General features: G+C 44.6%; 3 tRNA genes and 1 rRNA gene. All 4 read right to left on the bottom strand.

The window, feature by feature from the left end:
* Positions 1–50: 50 nt before the first annotated feature.
* The 4 genes from IC175_RS19325 to rrf all read right to left on the bottom strand — a co-directional run bounded on the left by IC175_RS19325 (position 51) and on the right by rrf (position 411).
* Positions 51–126 (bottom strand) — tRNA-Val (locus tag IC175_RS19325).
* Between the two features lie 5 nt (positions 127–131).
* Positions 132–206: transfer RNA gene (locus IC175_RS19320), tRNA-Glu, on the bottom strand.
* A gap of 6 nt (positions 207–212) precedes the next feature.
* A tRNA-Asn gene (locus IC175_RS19315) sits at positions 213–287 on the bottom strand.
* A gap of 7 nt (positions 288–294) precedes the next feature.
* Positions 295–411, bottom strand: a 5S ribosomal RNA gene (gene rrf / locus IC175_RS19310).
* Positions 412–617 lie beyond the last annotated feature (206 nt).

Genomic DNA, 617 nt, shown 5'->3' with positions numbered 1-617 from the left:
TCCAGCGTGACAGGCTGGCATTCTAACCAACTGAACTACCAGGCCGCAAATGGTGGGACCAGCAGGGCTCGAACCTGCGACCCCCTGCTTGTAAGGCAGGTGCTCTCCCAGCTGAGCTATGATCCCACAAATGGTGACTCGTAGGGGAATTGAACCCCTGTTACCGCCGTGAAAGGGCGGTGTCTTAACCTCTTGACCAACGAGCCATTTATTGGCTCCAAGGGTGGGGCTCGAACCCACAGCCTACCGGTTAACAGCCGGTTGCTCCACCGTTGAGCTACCTTGGAACATCTAACGTGGCTATGTCCTACTCTCCCAGGCAGTTTCCCACCAAGTACCATCAGCGCTAGAGAACTTAACTTCTGTGTTCGGAATGGAAACAGGTGTATCTTCTCTGCTATTATAACCACATTTCTTTTTTGTTGCTAGGACAAGTATAATATTAACATTTTTTGTTATTTTTGTCAATACTTTTTTCATACTTTTTTTCAGAGTTAACACTCTAAAAACTACATATATATTTTAATTAATGAACATCAAATAAATATTGGTCAAGTCCTCGACCTATTAGTATCGATAAGCTAAATACATTGCTGCACTTACACCTTCGACCTATC

The sequence above is a fragment of the Clostridioides sp. ES-S-0123-01 genome (assembly GCF_020658415.1).
Lineage (GTDB): Bacteria > Bacillota > Clostridia > Peptostreptococcales > Peptostreptococcaceae > Clostridioides.
Note: the sequence above shows the minus strand (reverse complement) of the source record. Positions and strands in the feature narration are given on the sequence as shown.